16 protein-coding genes and 1 pseudogene are annotated in these 16,448 nt (G+C 39.9%); 6 read left to right on the forward strand and 11 right to left on the reverse strand.

Translation table 11 applies throughout. The annotated features are described in order from the left end of the window. Nucleotides 1-324: 324 nt before the first annotated feature. The gene (locus FD723_RS37185) at nucleotides 325-672 is read right to left on the reverse strand and encodes a transposase (protein ID WP_179070195.1); all 348 of its coding nucleotides are present in this window, start codon (nucleotides 670-672) and stop codon (nucleotides 325-327) included. A 56-nt stretch (nucleotides 673-728) separates the two neighbouring features. Continuing rightward, nucleotides 729-827 (reverse strand): annotated as a pseudogene (locus tag FD723_RS44300) (IS1 family transposase); the annotation flags it as partial. Nucleotides 828-1,310: 483 nt separating this feature from the next. On the opposite strand from FD723_RS44300, the gene FD723_RS37195 reads away from it, so the two are divergent. Next, entirely contained in the window at nucleotides 1,311-2,303 is a 993-nt protein-coding gene (locus FD723_RS37195) for a hypothetical protein (protein ID WP_179070196.1), read from the forward strand. Between the two features lie 11 nt (nucleotides 2,304-2,314). Here the strand turns inward: FD723_RS37195 and FD723_RS37200 are convergent, their stop codons facing one another. Continuing rightward, entirely contained in the window at nucleotides 2,315-2,620 is a 306-nt protein-coding gene (locus tag FD723_RS37200; RefSeq protein WP_179070197.1) for a hypothetical protein, read from the reverse strand. 527 nt (nucleotides 2,621-3,147) lie between these two features. Here FD723_RS37200 and FD723_RS37205 point away from each other — a divergent pair. Together FD723_RS37205 and FD723_RS37210 are read left to right on the forward strand one after the other, a co-directional pair. Next, on the forward strand, nucleotides 3,148-3,477 hold the full coding sequence (locus FD723_RS37205; protein WP_179070198.1) for a hypothetical protein: 330 nt from the start codon (nucleotides 3,148-3,150) through the stop codon (nucleotides 3,475-3,477). A gap of 797 nt (nucleotides 3,478-4,274) precedes the next feature. Beyond that, nucleotides 4,275-4,478 (forward strand): hypothetical protein, encoded by a 204-nt coding sequence (locus tag FD723_RS37210; protein ID WP_179070199.1) that lies wholly within the window; start codon nucleotides 4,275-4,277, stop codon nucleotides 4,476-4,478. 1,013 nt (nucleotides 4,479-5,491) lie between these two features. On the opposite strand, the gene FD723_RS37215 is transcribed toward FD723_RS37210, so the two are convergent. Further along, on the reverse strand, nucleotides 5,492-5,962 hold the full coding sequence (locus tag FD723_RS37215; protein WP_179070200.1) for a hypothetical protein: 471 nt from the start codon (nucleotides 5,960-5,962) through the stop codon (nucleotides 5,492-5,494). A 320-nt stretch (nucleotides 5,963-6,282) separates the two neighbouring features. Here FD723_RS37215 and FD723_RS37220 point away from each other — a divergent pair, with 320 nt between their 5' ends. After that, complete coding sequence (locus tag FD723_RS37220; protein WP_179070201.1) at nucleotides 6,283-6,864, forward strand: DUF4360 domain-containing protein; 582 nt, start codon at nucleotides 6,283-6,285, stop codon at nucleotides 6,862-6,864. 176 nt (nucleotides 6,865-7,040) lie between these two features. Here the strand turns inward: FD723_RS37220 and FD723_RS37225 are convergent, their stop codons facing one another. Next, nucleotides 7,041-7,397 (reverse strand): hypothetical protein, encoded by a 357-nt coding sequence (locus FD723_RS37225; protein WP_179070202.1) that lies wholly within the window; start codon nucleotides 7,395-7,397, stop codon nucleotides 7,041-7,043. Between the two features lie 316 nt (nucleotides 7,398-7,713). On the opposite strand from FD723_RS37225, the gene FD723_RS37230 reads away from it, so the two are divergent. Then, a complete protein-coding gene (locus tag FD723_RS37230; protein WP_179070203.1) occupies nucleotides 7,714-8,826 on the forward strand; it encodes a sensor histidine kinase KdpD in 1,113 nt (370 codons plus the stop codon). A 621-nt stretch (nucleotides 8,827-9,447) separates the two neighbouring features. Here the strand turns inward: FD723_RS37230 and FD723_RS37235 are convergent. After that, a complete protein-coding gene (locus FD723_RS37235) occupies nucleotides 9,448-9,861 on the reverse strand; it encodes a DUF3775 domain-containing protein (protein ID WP_179070204.1) in 414 nt (137 codons plus the stop codon). A gap of 317 nt (nucleotides 9,862-10,178) precedes the next feature. Between FD723_RS37235 and FD723_RS37240 the strand changes: the two genes are divergently transcribed. Further along, nucleotides 10,179-12,491 carry an NACHT domain-containing NTPase gene (locus FD723_RS37240; protein WP_179070252.1) on the forward strand — a complete coding sequence of 771 codons (2,313 nt, stop codon included), beginning with the start codon at nucleotides 10,179-10,181 and terminating at the stop codon, nucleotides 12,489-12,491. A gap of 105 nt (nucleotides 12,492-12,596) precedes the next feature. Here the strand turns inward: FD723_RS37240 and FD723_RS37245 are convergent, their stop codons facing one another. The 5 genes from FD723_RS37245 to FD723_RS37265 all read right to left on the reverse strand — a co-directional run bounded on the left by FD723_RS37245 (nucleotide 12,597) and on the right by FD723_RS37265 (nucleotide 15,875). Continuing rightward, entirely contained in the window at nucleotides 12,597-13,637 is a 1,041-nt protein-coding gene (locus FD723_RS37245) for a 5'-methylthioadenosine/S-adenosylhomocysteine nucleosidase (protein ID WP_179070205.1), read from the reverse strand. An 11-nt stretch (nucleotides 13,638-13,648) separates the two neighbouring features. Beyond that, entirely contained in the window at nucleotides 13,649-13,774 is a 126-nt protein-coding gene (locus FD723_RS43625; protein WP_256875370.1) for a hypothetical protein, read from the reverse strand. A 345-nt stretch (nucleotides 13,775-14,119) separates the two neighbouring features. Then, nucleotides 14,120-14,485 carry a cupin domain-containing protein gene (locus FD723_RS37255; RefSeq protein ID WP_179070206.1) on the reverse strand — a complete coding sequence of 122 codons (366 nt, stop codon included), beginning with the start codon at nucleotides 14,483-14,485 and terminating at the stop codon, nucleotides 14,120-14,122. Nucleotides 14,486-15,279: 794 nt separating this feature from the next. Continuing rightward, a complete protein-coding gene (locus FD723_RS37260; protein ID WP_179070207.1) occupies nucleotides 15,280-15,552 on the reverse strand; it encodes a hypothetical protein in 273 nt (90 codons plus the stop codon). Between the two features lie 155 nt (nucleotides 15,553-15,707). Then, on the reverse strand, nucleotides 15,708-15,875 hold the full coding sequence (locus tag FD723_RS37265) for a hypothetical protein (RefSeq protein ID WP_179070208.1): 168 nt from the start codon (nucleotides 15,873-15,875) through the stop codon (nucleotides 15,708-15,710). Nucleotides 15,876-16,448 lie beyond the last annotated feature (573 nt).

Consider the following 16,448-nt stretch of genomic DNA (forward strand, 5'->3'; position numbering starts at 1 on the left):
AAATTTCATTGCTCCATTTCTCACGACCAAATCATCTCTGGGAACAATCAGCAAATTGCACGACTCTCCCTGAGACTTCTTGCAGAAGTGGGGTAAAGGGGAAAGGATGGAATTTTCCCTTACCCTTTAACCGAATGGCACGCTTGTTAACGGCGAATCCATTATTTATAAGGCTTTTGGGTGTGGGGAGTGTGGGAAGCGTAAAGCCTGCGGCATAGCTTCTCGTAGAGAAGAAAGCATAAATTCTCTTTCCTCCCACACCTCCCACACTTCCCACACCCACTCCAAGCAACGGTTTCACATGAGTCTTAGTGCCATTCCCCTTTAACCTTTAACATGCACCCCAACCGGAAAGCAAAAGTTACTTTTGCAAGATGTCTCTGCATTATGTCGCTGACAGCGCACTTGCTCACGAACGCCTTTCAGCATTGCTTGCCATACTTTGGTTATCCGCCAATCTCGAAAATAATCATAAACTGTTTTCCAAGGTGGAAAGTCATGGGGCAGTAATCTCCAAGCACAGCCACTGCGTTGAATATAAAAGATTGCATTGATGATTTCTCGTATGTTGACTTTGCGTGGACGACCACCTGGTTTAGCAACAGGAATCAACGGCTGAATAATTTCCCATTCTCTTTCTGTTAAATCAGTATCGTATGGTTTTCGTCTCATGTGTTCACTCTAGCGCACGAGCTAAACTTTATACTTTTCAGACATCCTCTTAATAAAGCTTTGCCACTGGCGCTACGAATCAGACTCACAAACGTGTTGTAAGCCAACCCACTAATCCGGCTAATTCCTCGCAAACTGGTTCCTTCACTATGGGCTTAGAGGACTTGCTGAATTTTCTCTGGACTATCGGGAGAAAACCAAGTCTCTGGTGTTGAAGTGAAAGCGGATCAAGAGGGCGTTCGCGTAGCGTCTCGTAGAGAAGGTTCCGCTGCGTCTGTCCCCAGCGCTGAAAAATGGTCGCATGAGGCGATTGTAGCGAGGTCAAATATACAACCAGAACGTATGCAGAAACTCATGCGTTGCGGGAAATTCGGGGGAGAATCCGGGGTTTGAGTTCTTGCAAGAGTGCTGGAATGATGACCCTGCGAAAGCAGATTGTGATCAAGAAATTGCTGGCGAAGTTTCCGCAGTGGGGGATTGCGATTGTGGACGGGGTGCTGATTGATTGGAATGGGTGAGCTAGCGGTAATAAATCGTAGCCATACCGCCATTTCATATTTACTAGGAGACTTCATCATTTAATAATACTATACTGATTACGAACGCCTCGATAAAATTTTTCCTAAAAGCTTTTATTTATGAAACAATTTGTTGCGATTGCTGCGAGTATATTTGTTTACTTTTGTTTTGCTCATTTAGTTCAAATATCTCAGGCTGATTCCAAAAACTTTGAACAAGATAATTGTACTTCCAGATTGTTAACAAAAGGAGAGGGTTGTTTTATCTATCAAGTTAAAGATGCTGATTTGTCTATTCCTGTGTATTATTATTTGCCGAATAGATTGAATTCAAATACTCAAATACTATTTGCTATGCATGGAGAAAAACGTAATGCTAAAGATTATATAAGTGATTGGAGAAAAATCTATAATTCCAATAGTGATAGCCAGACAAACTTTATCGTACTTGCCCCCCAATTTGCACAAAATAACTTTCCCGGATATGCTAGTTATAACCTGGGGAATATGTTTACAAAATCTCTGAAGCTACTAAAATCTCAAGACCAATGGGTATTTTCGGACATTGAAAATATTTTTGATTTTGTGAAGAAAAGTGAAAAACTTCAGTTAAGTACTTACTATATATACGGTCATTCTGCTGGAGCGCAATTTGTACATCGGATGGTTATTTTTATGCCTCATGCACGGATCAGAAAAGCTGTTGCTGCGGAAGCTGGTTCCTATACTGTCCCTGACAAATATATGGAGTATCCCTGTGGCTTGAGAAAACAAACTGGAAATCAACTGCCACCTGTGGAATTAAAAACGGCGTTCAGCACACCAATGACTATAATTTTGGGTACGAAAGACAATAAACCTCTCTCAGGTGAACATGATACTTATACTTGTGATGCCAAACAAGGTTCTAATCGTTTGAATCGTGGGGAATATTTTTACACTCAGGTGAAAAGAATTGCTAATTCCAGAAAATATAATTTGTCATGGACTATTAAAAAAGTTACTGCTGCTCACATTGTTGCACATACAAATCCTCCCATTGAAGATCCGATGCTGGTATCTTGTGCAGCTCTCGAATTTTTTCCCAATTTCAAAGGTATTAATTGCAACTAATATTTCTCACTTCAATACATATATTTCGTTACTACTTCAAAAGCTACTAATTGATCACCAAAAGAAGCACTCCCAAGAAAACTAGAAAAATTTTCTAGCATCCAACCGAAACAAATATGTTTTTGGGTTCGCCAATCGTATCTGTCTTCTATTGTCGGGATTGTATTAGCTTCAACAATTTCCCCTACCCAGTAGCCCAACACACTGATGCCAAACAACATAGCGCTGACGATGGATAATTTAGCGATGACTTTGAGAATGCAATTGGCTTTTATTAGGCAGTGTTTGAAAGGATTGTCTGTGACGAAACAAAACACAAGGTGCGATCGCTTCTGCTGTTTTCAATGCACGTTTAACATTGCCTTCGGATTCGCCAACTAGTGAACCTAGAACACCGATGCGTAGAAGGCATCCATATCAACGTGAACTATTTTCCTGGTTCTATCGACAGATTCTTGTCCCAAGGGTAGCTCCACCACAAACAGTCTCGCTTTTCACGCACTATGCCACGAGCAAGCAAATTAAATCCTAAATTAGAAATCCTATAGTACACTAGCACTAGTTTGAGCCAAATTTTGTATATCTGCAAATTATTTAAAGCTTGCTTGAACTTTCTACTATCAGCCCCGATTGGTTTTTCGGGCTTTTATGCGTACAAAAAGCTGTTTCGATACCATGATGATACTGGAAGCGAATCTACTACGTATTTTAAAATATAAGTATTACTTAAGCTCAAACCTTCAATCTATTATTTGACTGTAGATGTGCTATTCTCAACTCAAAACCTCAACCCAGGCAGAATAGCAAATTTTTTCGGAGTTAGAACGTTAGGTATTGCTAACTTATGCAGAGATTTGTACAAGAAGTGAATGAAGATGGCGATATCTACTCACAACTGATGGCAATTAGCCAAAAGTCTATTGAGAACGCACATTACGAAACTGCCTATCATGCTTTGTGTGCCGCCCTGCACTATGCCCAAGATATTGGCGACGAGCATTGTCTAAAAGCTGTGTCAGAAGCAGCGAAAGCACAATTGGATTGGATTGACGCTCACGCTCCAAAACATCGGTTGTCAAGTCAGTCTACTATTTTACGCCAAGGTGTCAGCCTATATGACACGCTTCGCAGACAAGCAGCTACGCGGGCACTGCTTGTAAGAAGTAAAAAATAATTAAGCCTGCAAAATTTTCGTAATTCCTGAAAACCCTATTAATCAACATTTTAATTGGCCATTACCCCAAATTAGACATTGGCCCAAGATGGACGTATTTAACAATTGATAAATATTCGTAATAAATTGGCTGTGGCGTGTATGTTGACGAAAAAATGCGGTTCTTAAGGGGTGTAGACTCTCCAAAATAGATGTATACACCGGACACTATCACCAGAAATAAATAAGCCCGCCACCCCCAACTCGTCTACTCAACAAGAATTACAGGTAAGCGAGAATACCTTAGACTAAGCGAAGTATGATTGCTCCTCGATGCCGTTGCTTATTGCAAATCACATTATTCTCACAGTGATAATTATACACTTATGCTGATGATGTTCCGCCACGGTATGAGGAAGGGAAAATCTGTTAACTTATACGTTCTTCAAAGCTTTACGTTTTATCTCATAGTCAATCACTAAATGAGCAAACCAAACAACGCTCTGTCATATTAAAGGAAAAGAGCTTTTTATTTGACCTAATCAGGAGATTATCTTTTAATCTTTATTCGACCTACCGACAAGTCTCGCCTCCTCTAAGACTACGACTTTTTCAGTCATATTTGGCGCTGAAAATTCTAATCACAGTACAGAAAGATTATGAACAACATCTGTGCGATTACGGTCGAATAAGTTTTGACGAAAACCGACGTAACAAGGTAACAAGCCTATTCTCATTGAACTTATAGCTTTCGATACAAATAGGCATAGGAACCAATAATAAATCAGTCTTTTTAATTATCTTTAGAGCCAGATTTTATGAATAGCTACAAGGGAAAATTTACCCTAGAAAATCTCGTTTTTAACGCTAATGTACAGGAATTTACGCACCAGATTAGCGACATTTATGGATTAAGCAACCAAGGTACAATTTCCCAGAAAGAGGCTTACACCCAAATTCAAGTTTTATTTGAAGCACTCAAGCATTCCAAACAGGAACTTAGAATTGGCGAAAACCCTTGACAGTGCAATACCAAAGACTAATAAGTAGGGGTGAAATTAGCGAGGCTGTCGTAAGCCGCCACTTAACTTTCAAAATCTTTGCTGTGTAAAGCTGACAATAAAAATGCACGACCATATTAGCCCTGGGGGAAAATTGATGATTTCAAATCCCCATTAGCGGAACTGGTAACTAGTCCAGTAGAAGCGCTACCATCCAGTAGACTAGTGGATAAATTCAAAGCGCCCACTTTCTAGAGAGCGCTTTGATTACCTCGACCGTGCAAGGACTATTCTCGGTCGAGGTTTATCGAACAGAATTCAGGAGTCAGGAGTCAGAATTCAGCATCTATTCTGTACGACTGGTGGATGAATAACCGGGTTTAAAACCCCCACCAAATCGTAGATTTGGTGGTCATCAATCAGTCGCGGATCTGAATCCCCGACTGATAGCGCAGCGTTAGCGACGCAGGAGCGTCTTGATTCTGACTCCTGAATTCTGACTTCTGAATTCTTCTTCAATAAATTTCTTATTACCATTTTCTCATTCTTTTCTTGACGAGACGCTACGCGAACAATTTTGCGTTAACGTACCACTTCCGTTTTCTAAACAGGCATTTCCTGATAGCAGTAACTACAGCGCCAGTAAAGTTCTCCCAAACGTACATGACGGAGTAAAATGTCTGAACAGTTAGGGCAAAAATGCTTACTCATCATCGATTGACTGATTGTTGTAGATATACTGAATTTGCGAGGACTTGTTAATAAAGCTTTATTAAGCATATATTTGACTAACCTTTGTCAATTTGTTGATAAAGGTTAGTATGACACTCTAAGATTAGAAATCATGTTTAATCAAGCGTTTGATTAGTGTATAAGTTGTACAAGTTTTACTAAGATATTTTATTTTTAACCTTTATTTAATAACTTTTGAGCGTTTATCTCTCGTATGGTGTAATTCCATTTAAAAGAATATTTACAACATATAAATTGGCTGTAGTAGAAGTATACATCTGTATGCCTATACTCATATATCATTATTCTTGAATAAATTCTGTCTCTTGTTCTTTGTGGGATAAATTATTCTTTGGAGGTTTCTTAACCAGACGAATTTTCATCCACTGGAAGGAAACAAGGTTGAGTAACAGACCGATAATGAACAAAATCAGCATAAGCACAACCTGATACCAAGCGATCGGTTGCACCACCGAATCTGCAACAAGATGGCAAAAATTTAGTACGGTATATAATACGGTTAAACCAAAGTGAATGCTTCGGTAGCGACTCGAATCAGTAAACACAGTAGCAACGATCGCAACCATCGGTAACACAAAAAAGCCCAACATTAACCACATAATCGGAGCAACTTCTGCTATACTTTGTGCGTGGGAGTCAGCCACACTAAGACCGTGAAAAATGGGCATTAATCCCAATTGGCTGTGAAAGAGAAGTCCCAACAAGAAAACGATCCAAAGGGTAATAATTTTTTCTTGATGTTTGATTACCATACTGTTTTGCACTCCCATTATTTTTCAGTAATTCGAGTTTGGGTAGCTAACAGAATAAGAATAGAGTAGCAAGGATATTGTAGCGATAGAATGCTTTTAAGCTTTTCATTTTAATTAGTGAGTTGGAGAGCATAATAGCTGCTACCTTCAGATATCCATAGTACTCTCTTTCATCATATTTGAAGCAACTAAATTTGAGATTTTTGTAACGATTTGAAGGCTTTCAGTACAACTTATACAACTCAGACGCAATTCAACCTTGATTTCCAACAGCAGAATGTCACAGTAAATCTGGTTAGTAGATTCGCGATCAAAAAATTATGAAATTTGTAAAAGTATTTCTTGCTGCCGTTACATTAATTACTGCTTCAGTTAGCCCCGCCTTTGCTGATGCCAAAGTTGAAATTTTAGGTGCAAGTTATGGTGGTAGCGGTTGTCCCAATGAATCAGCCAGTGTGAGCGTTAGTCCCGATGGTCAAGAACTAACCATTTTATTTGACAAGTTTGCAGCTATCGGAAATGTCGCCACAGAAAGGCGGAAAAGCTGTAATTTGAGTATTCCGATCAAATTACCCCAAGGCTTTCAAATTTCCCTTTATGATGCTGATTATCGGGGTTATATTGCTCCCGGAACTACTGGGACACTAAGAGCAGAGTACTTTTTTGCTGGTACCCGCGGCCCAGTTTTTTCTCGGACTTTTAGTGGCGAAACTGACTATAATGTTCGAGATAGCTTGGCGACGGTAGCTGATATTTGGTCGGGCTGTGGTGACAGTGTAAATATGCGGGTGAATACTGCGATGACTGCCAAAGGTCAAGGGATGGCTACTGTTGACTCCTTCGATCTTGCACACCGAGGTTTGGTTTATCATATAAAATATCGCACCTGTCGTAAAAAATAGTACACTTCCGGATAATTCCGGCACAGAAAATTTATTCTGAAACCTTTTATCTAGTGGAATTTTTACTCATAGTAAATGCAGAGTACAGTACATACTTTGCGCTAGCGTAAAAGCAAATATTGACCCTAGCGCAAAATATATTATCTACTGTATTGTTGCCCAAAAGCATGAGGTTATTAAATCAGACTAGGGAGCAAAACTGACCCAACAAGAGACAGAGTTAGGAGTTGGCGACTTAGCCAATCAGCGTTTTCGCGCAGGATATGCAGAATACTACCGTGAACCACTGTTTCTATCTGTATCCGCTCCTGTAGAGGGAAAGAGTAGCGGCTTTTAGGGGTGCTGGATAATTCCTGTACCCCTTCGACTATATAGCGGTTAGGGACATGACTTAGAATATGGGCAATTAACTTTTGGCGCAACTCATGAATCGAAAAAGCTAATTGATAAGGATGTTCAGGGTACTCATATAAGACATTCTCAATTTCTTGAATGACTATTGGCAATGTTAAATTAATCAATGTATGTGGCATTAGTGTTGTTTGATATAGATGTTTACTTTCAAGCCTAGATTCATTTGATGAATATTACAGTCAGTTCTCAAAAATATTTCCAGATGGTTCCTAATTTCTCTTCTCCTGAAAAGTGTAACAACCATACGTTTGAAATCAAGTATATACAAGAGTTTGATTGATAGTTGAATTGTATAAGTTGATTAACGGCGCACACAAAACGTATTCCAGATTAATTTAGCAAATATAACACTCTTTGAGTAATTAACCAGTAAAGCAATCGCTGTTATAGCGATCTCCTGATGGTAGAATAAGTATAAAATTAAGAACATTTATAATGTTACATGAATTTCTCTTAGCAGAACGTGACGAAATTCTCGCCTTGTGTTCAAAAAAGATCACGGGTCTTGGTGATTCCATGAGTTCGAGCGACGAAATGGAAAGAGGATTACCTGTGTTCTACGATGAACTCATTCAGGTATTACGTGCTGATGCTGATATAGATGAATCTGGGAAAGCAAATAACAATTCTATAGAAAGTGTTCACAGAGCCGCAGCAGAGCGCCGGGGAAAAGAGTCGTTAAAACTTGGCTACAGCATTTCTCAGGTTGTTCATGGCTACGGCGCTCTTTGTCAAGCTATTACTCAGTATATTCAGGAGAACAGTAGTGAAACAGCATCCCCTCGTGAATTCAATCGATTAAATTTCTGCCTCGATATCGCGATCGCTGAAGCGGTTACAGAGTTTAATCGAGGTCAGCGCGAGAATGCAGAGCGGAATGAGGTTCTACGTCTGGGATTTCTAGCACATGAGTTGCGAAATGCGTTGACCTCTGCTAGTTTAGCTTCCCAACTTATAATCACAGGGAAAGTCGGAGCCAATGGAAGTACATCTCGTCTTCTTGAAAATGCCCATAAGCGCATGAGAGATATTATTGATCGTTCACTTGTTGAGGTGCGACTGCGGAACGAATCAACCGAACAATATCAGAGATGTCGAGTTATTCACCTAGTCAGTGAAGTTGAGGCTACTGCATGGTTTGAAGCAAGTGGGAAATCAATTGAGGTGTGTGTTGAGGTTGCACCGGAATTGGAGGTTTTAATAGATCGTCACCTAATAATATCTGCCTTATCGAATCTGGTTCAAAATGCCATTAAGTTCACCAAGCAGGGTGGGATTGTATGGATACGCGGTAAGGCTGTAGGTGGACGTGTTTTGCTTGAAATAGAGGATCAATGTGGAGGACTCCCGCCTGGTGAGGCGGAAGAACTTTTTAAGGCTTTTTCTCAGATGGGAACAGATAGATCAGGATTGGGGATTGGGCTTACAATCTCACGACGTGCCGTATCGTTAAACAAAGGTATACTCTCAGTTCGGGATATTCCCCATCAAGGATGTGTCTTCTCAATTGATTTACCCAAAGCCTCCTCCCCTCTCCCCACTACATAATCCTCTAGCTCCATCTTCGCTGCTCTCACTTATGTAAACTCAAACTATTTTTCTAGTATTTTTAGCTTTGGATAAAAAGAAATAATTTTAGTTACTAAATCTCTATTATCACTACATATTGACCACTACCAAAATGTTTAGACTTGCTAAAAATCAACTATACGTTAGTATTTCCAAAGCACAACGAGAACCAATGTTAAGACTCAACTATTTAACAACGCTATAGATGTTATCGAACAGAATTCAGGAGTCAGGAGTCAGAATGGGCTAAACGCCCCGCTTCCGCTAACAGAATGAATTTTGACCGAAAAAGCGGATAGCGCAGCGTAAAGCCTTCTCTTCTCTTTCAGAGACGCTAACGCGAACGAGAGGCTGCGCCAACGGCATGGCAACGCTATGAGCGAGTCCGCGTTAGCTTTTAGCGTCTCGTAGAGAGCGTCGCGTCTTGATTCTGACTCCTGAATTCAGATAGCTGAATTCTTCTTCAATAGTTATGAGTTTCCTGCTCAAACAAAATATCCGCTCTATCTTGCATTTCTAGGTCGTATATCTCTAGACAAGGAGCGACATCATCATTAAAAGCTACTATCAGATAGAAAAGACCGCACCCAGCCACTCAACTTAATTGTTGCAGTGGTTATTATTTATTTTTTTCAGCCCGGAGCAAAGATATTTAGCTAGGAAAGTCTTTTCGATAATATAACTAGTTGTATAGTTTTGAGGGATGAGATGTAGTGCTTGTGCAATTAAATCGTTTAAGTCTGATGGATGTTCACAGGATACATATTGACCAAGCCAGATAAGGGCTATAACTTGTCCTTTTTCATCTGAAGAAAAATCGTCTACATATTTATGTAGTACTCTGACTGATGTTCTTCCTGTCATTTCAAAATCTTCTAAATAATTAGACAATTTGTCTAGAAAAGTTTCTGGTATATTTACTTTACTAAACAGTATATCTGATGACTTTGGGCAATAGATTAATTCAGCAAGCTCAATGATTTTATATACTTTACTAATTAATGAAAAATTCATATTTATCTTCAAGCTAAAATCATAGTGAATAAGGACGAATATTGATCAGCCCTTAATCTGTACTTCATCGACTATGACAGATAGGTGCTTGAGATTAAGTATTGCTCCAAGTTTGAAATGTATAAAATAATTTCATAGTGTTTGAGTTTATGACAAAAATTAATATATGTAACAGGATCTCACTAGAGTTAGAGTATTTTTTCTTAATTGTGTATATCCTTGAACCTTGGAGAGAGTGATTACCACAAAAAAAGCTCTAGGATGAAAGATGTTAATAAAAGTTTGAGTTCTTGATTTTAAGATCAAGTTTTTGTCAGATGGTCAAGCGATCGCTCGAAGCATCACTCAGTGGTATTCAAGAGGCTAAAAGAGCGTTTGTTCGCAAGGGGTGGACACAAGACAATCTAGCAGCAGAAGTCAACCTCAAGACTAGACAACCAATTTGGCGGTTTTTCAGTGGTCGTCCAGTTGAGCGTCATACTTTTATTGAAATTTGTTTGATTTTAGAACTGAATTGGCGGGAGATTGCGACTAATCCTCCAGCAGAATTCTTGTCACGAGAAGAATACGCCCAGCCGACTGTACTGGATATTGATAAGTTAGTGCCAGTCGTGCGATCGCAACGCTTCGACAAAATCCAAGACCAGTGTGGTATTTTGCAGTTATTGGATATCAGTCGTCCAGTTGCGATCAATGACATATATATAGATGTGAATATTTTGGAGGAGATTACTAGCCTTCAGTATTTAGAAATCACCGATCTGCAAAACCTTGATCGCAAAGAATTTGACCGTTTTGGCTTAGGTGAAGTTGACGAGAAACAAATACCTGGTACACAGGCAGTTGAAACATACTCCAAGCTCAGGGTGCTAGGTAAACCAGGAGTAGGTAAAACCACCTTTTTGCAACATCTTGCCATTCAATGTAACCAAAGCGCATTTGCGGCAAATCAAGTACCAGTCTTGATCACACTGAGAAACTTTGCCCAAGAGTCTAAGATTACCAACGAGTTCAGCCTATTAAACTACATCCGTCAGGAATTTATCACATCTGGAATTTCCGATCCCTCAGTCATCGAAACCTTGCTGAATGAAGGTAGGGTATTACTGTTGCTTGATGGCATGGATGAAGTTCTTAACCAACAAAGCAATCCTGTCTTAAACGAAATTCGGAGGTTTTCAGAAAAGTATCACAAAAATCGGTTCGTGGCGACTTGTCGAACGGCAGCTCAAAAACTCAGACTCCGAGGCTTTACCGATGTTGAAATTGCCCCATTTACCTTAGAACAAATCCGAGCCTTCACTCAAAAATGGTTTATGGTTTTTAGCAAGACCAGCCAAAAAGATGGTCAGGCGCAGTCCGTTGAGTTTATTCAAAAGTTGGAATTAGATGAAAATTGGCAATTTCGCCAACTCGTCGTCACACCCCTATTTCTGCATCTTGCCTGTTGGGTGTTTCACGGTAAAGGAAAATTTCCAACTAAGCGGACTGACTTTTATAAGGAAGGTTTAGACCTTCTATTAGGCAAATGGGATGAAGCCAGAGGCGTTGAACGAGATGACGTTTACGGAGGGTTTTTATTATCACAAAAACTCAAGTTATTCAGTCAGATTGCCGCCGCGACATTTGAGCAGGGTCAGTACTTTTTTGAGCAACGCATCGTTGAGCAATACATTGGTGATTATATTGACAATCTAAGCAACCTGCCAATGGATGCAGAGTCACTGCAAATAGAAAGTGAAGCAGTGCTGAAGTCAATCGAGGCTCAACATGGACTACTGGCAGAACGGGCGCGGGGAATTTTTTCCTTTTCCTATTTAGCATTTCAAGAATACTTCACAGCGAGGAAAATCGTTGCCAGCCATAACTTAGAGGCATTTGGGCAAGCACTATTCGGTCTAGTCAGTCATATCACCGACCCGCACTGGCGCGAAATCTTCTTGTTAACCGCCACCATGCTCAGGAGTGCAGACTCTCTAGTACTGTTGATGAAGCAACAGATTGATACACTCGTTGCCCAAGATGCTTATTTACAAGAGTTTTTGACCTGGGCTAGCCAAAAATCTCGCACTATTCCTACCCAGTCAAAAGATGCGACAGTGAGAGCATTTTACCTTGCTTTGAGTCGGACTCCTCACATAGCTTCTCACTTTGCCCTAGCCAGCAGCCTCGATCAAGGGATGTTTCTGGATGCGGCATTAGATGACCTGCTCGTGGAGTGTGCAATTGATGGGAGCCAAAGCTTTGCCCACATCCACGCCTGCGGAGATGCTATGAGCAACATTCTGGGTATTGTTCTGGATGTTGGACTCCATAAATCCCTGCAACAACTCTCTGACCAGTTGCCAAATTCTGGTCAAAGTCAACAACGGTTTGAGCTATGGTCGCAAACAAACTATTCAGCTTGGGCTGAACAGGTAAATAAGACGGTGATTAATTACCGCAATATTAACCACCAGTGGCAGTTTAGCTCTGAGCAACAGCAAGTGTTGCAACGCTACTACGATGCTAATCAGTTACTACTCGATTGCCTACATAGCAATTGTGAAGTGACAGCTGCTATTAGGCAAGAAATTGAAGCCACGTTATTGTTGCCAATAAAGGAACTTGAGGATAGGGAATGGCAATAATTCTTTTGGTTAATTATTCTTTAGGCCCGCCTCAAAACCTCCACGAAAAGATAACGGGAAAAGTCAGATACGTAATTTGGTTTAAGTAAATCGGGAGCTTATCTCCTATTCATCAAGGTTTTTATGGGTGTTTGACCAAGCCTCTAAAAAGCCAAGAGTCACTTTGGCTTCGTTACTCTCAGCTAAACCGCTTCCGAAGAACGCACCAATATCTGTAGAATCATCTCCACCAGCTAAATCTGATAAACTGCGGAAAGCAATGAAAGGAATTTCGTTAGCATAAGCAACGTGAGCAAATGCTGTAGTTTCCATGTCTACCGATACAGCTTGAATAGTTTTAAAAACATAATTTCTGTAGTCGGGATTAGCAAGAAAAGCTGGCGCAGTTATACCTCTACCACCAATCCGCAGCATTGGCTGAGTTGATATACAAAGATTTGGTTGCTTCGGACCACATTTGTCAAGTTGCGGACGAAGTGTTTTGGCGATAGCCAGCATTTCTGCGTCAACTTTATAATCAAACTTATACTCTCCATTTGGGAAGTTTGAGCTATTTCTCACAAAAGTGTCCCGCATAAACAAGCCTAAACCGACCAAACCATTTGTTGTTGGCACTTGATAATCAGAATTTGCTGTACTAGTAAAAGTAGATAACTTCAAGCCAAGACACAACAAGTCTCCTGGCGTTCCACAGGGAGTTGGAATCTTGCTGTCACGGTTCCAGTAGACTTCTAAAGGCAGCGACCATTTGCTAGGGATAGCAACATCGCCAATGTGATAATTTGGATCTACACCACCAGCAATTCCACTGAGTAACAAGTGATGAATATTAAAGTTATCGATCGTCAATTGAGTAAGCATTGATGCGTTCTCGACGCTTACTCCAGTCAAAACAATCACTACATTGTTACCTCTTAGCTTTCCTGTACTGAAGATATTGCCGTTGATTGTATATTGATACTTATTAGTAGTTTCCGCCAACAAAATATCTGCTTCTTGACCAAATGCAGAGAGAATACCGATACGCGGTTTACACTCTGTCAGACAACCTTTTATTTTTCTTTCCCGCGCACTTACTTGAGTTGCAGCTAAAGAAAGACATACAAAGGCAATTGTACATGCACGTTTTATTTTCCAGGAGAGCATATTAGGACCTTTTATATTGTCAAAGAAATGATTTTGGTATAGTACATGGCTGAGACTGCGATCGCTTGCAGTGATGTCCCCCCGCCTTTGGTGTCAAGGTCAACAACTAGGGGGTTGATGCCGAATGGTGATTCCATGTTGAGGGGGTAGCAAAACTCACCTGGCAGCCCTAAATCCCCATGAAAATCTATGTTTATGCAGCGTACACTCGGTATAAAGCGCGGGAGTTGATAAGCGATCGCCCATTGAAGTCACAAATCCCACGCCCGGATAACAAATCATTCAGTGTAGGTAATCAGAAATAAAGCCAATCCTTCGGCAAACCGAGCCTACAAGCAAGGAAAATCGTTACTGAAATGATCACTTATTTTTTGTTCTGAACCTCGAAACCCTATCTCTTTCGTACCTGCACCTGTTTGTAGGGACTGCCCAACTTTGATCGCAGATTCTTTAATCGATTTGTTTTTCATCATGACTAGTTTCTACTTTGAATATATAGTCTCGTCTTGTTTACGCCACGCTGGATCAACTATGCATAGAAATACTAGTGATTCTGCCCCAGAATTGCGAATAAATTGTCTAGCATTTGGTGGAATATAGATAGTATCTCCTGCTTTTACTGTCTCTAGTTCATCATCTATGTGCATTTCTCCCTGACCACTAAGGATGTAGTAAACTTCCGAAGTTGTTAAAGAATGAGGTGTAGAAGTTTGTCCAATTGACACTACTGCATGAGCTAGACTATATCGTAATTTCAAAGGTTGCTTATCAGGATGTAATAATTCTCGCATTCGAGTGCCATCACCTGTAATGAATTCTGCACACGCATTCAGTTTTTGTACTAGCACTGTCTAAAAACCCTTTAAAAAAATAAGTATAAATGATTGTGGATGGCGAGCGATTGCCAAGGCAGCAACGCAAGTTTTCTACATTTTCCACTTTCTACAAGTTCTATGTGTTTTCGTTTTATTTCTAGCCAGTTGTAGAGTGGGAACTGAACGGGAGCAATGCGAAAAAGTGAGATCATCGTGAAAAGAGCAATCTTTAGCAAGGGAAGCAGGGGAGTGAAGAGAAATGAACATCGACATAAAACCCCTATTGGTATCTAGTAGTTCGCCAAGGAAACTTGGTGGGGTAAAGGGTAAGGGGAAAAGGTTTTAATTCCTTCCCCCAACCCCAGTCCCCTTTTCCCAATCCAAACCTAGCAATTTTGGGTTGGCAGACTAATAGGTACTATGACGAGGTTGGTTAAAATTACATGACAAGAGTGAAGGTTAGCACCTTGTAAAAGAGACTTAACGGGAAAATTCAGGTTGAACAATCACTTCTTCAAACTGAATTCTAGAGTTTAAGCGATCGCTTTAGTTAATGATTCTTTTTTCCTGGGCGATCAGATTGCTCCTCCTCTCAAGAACAGCTTATCTCGACTGATAACTTTCTTAAGCGAACCGTATTGAGAGTTATCCTGTTTTGCCACTCTCGGAAAACAATAATCAAGAGCCAAATTCTGAAACTTTGATTTAGTCAAGGTTTGAGACTTTATTCTCGCTCCAGAAACTGAAATTGGAGATAAAAAGTGGAAACTCAAGCTCCGTAACCCTTTCACCTATTGCGTTCTCCCAGAATGACAAAACAGGGTTATTTAGCGATACCCATAACGCCACTGATGCGCGCTGCGATCATAGTAGCGGTAACGTTGGCGATGATTCTGATCGTGGCTCCTTTGGTAACTACCACGTTCACGATTATAGTTGCGATCAGAATCACGATTATAGTTGCGATCGCGATTATAGCCATCACAACGATGATCCCTACAGTACTGTTCACGAGATTCAGCATTAGCATTTGGTGAAAGAGCCAAAATAGAGCTAGCACTGATCAGAATAGCTAAAGTAGCGAGAGTAAAACGTTTCATGCTTTTATCCTGTAAAAAGTTGTGTCGAGATTTTCCACTTCGATAGTAAAGCTCCCATTTTAAAAACCTAAATAGAAGGAAGAAACAGCAGTAACAGCGATCATTGTTGCTACCTGATTTTAGTATGGGCAACTTACTGAGCCGCTTATGTACGCTCAATACCTATCTTTATTATTAGCAATATCACCTTCAAAAGGTTGAACTCCTGTTGCTGGGTAATTATCATCTCTAGGTGCAAAAATTCTACTGACTGCACCTAAAATATAGGAGATTACTTGCATAGCCCCATTTATAATTGATTTCAGTATTCTTAAGAGAGACATAAATTATTCTCCTGATTTATTTTTGCTGTTAAAAACTTCTTTTTTGGTTGATTTACTATTATTTAACCTCATTTTATAACTGTAAACATCCCTCTAATAGGGTAGCTATATTTTAATAAATAATTATCAAACGAATTCTCATTATTTTGATGTTATATAGCAATCTTTAAAAATAATTTTTTTTATTTGATCTGAGATCCAATAATCAAAAAGTATTTAAATCTTTACAAAATATTTATTGATGATTGTATTCTTAAAGTCTGACTACACCCTCAAGTCTGAGGAGGTTTGTTGACAATGAATGCAGGTTTTTTCCTACCTTCAAATATTAGTCATATAAGCCTTTGTGCTTTTATGATATAAATTATTTAAAAGCTAAAATCTTTTATAATTAAGAATGTACTCGATTTTGGATAGGTCATATAGAGTTTGGTGCAGCTTTCTCCCCGCCTACCGCAGCGAATACGGCCAAATGCTCTCCCGTGAATATCTTCTGCACTCGCAAGTCACAGCGCACCAGAGTCGGGATGTCGAATTTTTTCAGATCCTCAGTCCTATCAGTCTCGGAAAAGG

Source organism: Nostoc sp. C052 (assembly GCF_013393905.1).
Classification (GTDB): domain Bacteria; phylum Cyanobacteriota; class Cyanobacteriia; order Cyanobacteriales; family Nostocaceae; genus Nostoc.

Coding starts and splice junctions, on each gene's coding strand:
- FD723_RS37185 (WP_179070195.1), bottom strand. CDS start 672: ATGAGACGAAAACCATACGATACTGATTTAACAGAAAGAGAATGGGAA.
- FD723_RS37195 (WP_179070196.1), top strand. CDS start 1,311: ATGAAACAATTTGTTGCGATTGCTGCGAGTATATTTGTTTACTTTTGT.
- FD723_RS37205 (WP_179070198.1), top strand. CDS start 3,148: ATGCAGAGATTTGTACAAGAAGTGAATGAAGATGGCGATATCTACTCA.
- FD723_RS37210 (WP_179070199.1), top strand. CDS start 4,275: ATGAATAGCTACAAGGGAAAATTTACCCTAGAAAATCTCGTTTTTAAC.
- FD723_RS37215 (WP_179070200.1), bottom strand. CDS start 5,962: ATGGTAATCAAACATCAAGAAAAAATTATTACCCTTTGGATCGTTTTC.
- FD723_RS37220 (WP_179070201.1), top strand. CDS start 6,283: ATGAAATTTGTAAAAGTATTTCTTGCTGCCGTTACATTAATTACTGCT.
- FD723_RS37225 (WP_179070202.1), bottom strand. CDS start 7,397: ATGCCACATACATTGATTAATTTAACATTGCCAATAGTCATTCAAGAA.
- FD723_RS37230 (WP_179070203.1), top strand. CDS start 7,714: ATGTTACATGAATTTCTCTTAGCAGAACGTGACGAAATTCTCGCCTTG.
- FD723_RS37235 (WP_179070204.1), bottom strand. CDS start 9,861: ATGAATTTTTCATTAATTAGTAAAGTATATAAAATCATTGAGCTTGCT.
- FD723_RS37240 (WP_179070252.1), top strand. CDS start 10,179: ATGGTCAAGCGATCGCTCGAAGCATCACTCAGTGGTATTCAAGAGGCT.
- FD723_RS37245 (WP_179070205.1), bottom strand. CDS start 13,637: ATGCTCTCCTGGAAAATAAAACGTGCATGTACAATTGCCTTTGTATGT.
- FD723_RS43625 (WP_256875370.1), bottom strand. CDS start 13,774: ATGGAATCACCATTCGGCATCAACCCCCTAGTTGTTGACCTTGACACC.
- FD723_RS37260 (WP_179070207.1), bottom strand. CDS start 15,552: ATGAAACGTTTTACTCTCGCTACTTTAGCTATTCTGATCAGTGCTAGC.
- FD723_RS37265 (WP_179070208.1), bottom strand. CDS start 15,875: ATGTCTCTCTTAAGAATACTGAAATCAATTATAAATGGGGCTATGCAA.